This is a genomic window from Lactiplantibacillus sp. B652 (assembly GCF_023806745.1).
Taxonomy (GTDB): Bacteria; Bacillota; Bacilli; order Lactobacillales; family Lactobacillaceae; genus Lactiplantibacillus; species Lactiplantibacillus pentosus.
In genome coordinates this window covers 1-298 of the sequence record NZ_JAMSKY010000091.1, presented here as the reverse complement: position 1 = coordinate 298, position 298 = coordinate 1, and the positions used below count along the sequence as shown (strand labels likewise).

The window sequence follows — 298 nt, the reverse complement described above, 5'->3', positions numbered from 1 at the left end:
ATTGGAAGATAACCAATCTCATCAATGATTAGAATTTGAAAACGGGCATACCGGCGTAGCACTTCTTCGCTCCGGCCTTGAACTTGTGCTGTTTGAAGCTTGTTGATGAGGTCGCTCCATCGAATAAACTGCGTTGAAATTCCTTGTTTACACCCTTCAATTCCAATGGCGGTGGCTAGGTGAGTTTTACCGACACCGGAGGTGCCGATAAACAAAACGTCTTGATTCTCTTGGGTGAATCTTAGTGATCCCAAGTCCTCAATTATCCCTTGGTTAATTCCCGGTTGATAACTAAAGT

1 protein-coding gene is annotated in these 298 nt (G+C 44.0%); it reads right to left on the bottom strand.

Translation table 11 applies throughout. The features are described 5' to 3' along the window. Positions 1-254, bottom strand: a 254-nt coding sequence (locus MZO40_RS17135; protein WP_252133490.1) for an ATP-binding protein, incomplete at its 3' end; no start/stop codon positions are given. Positions 255-298 lie beyond the last annotated feature (44 nt).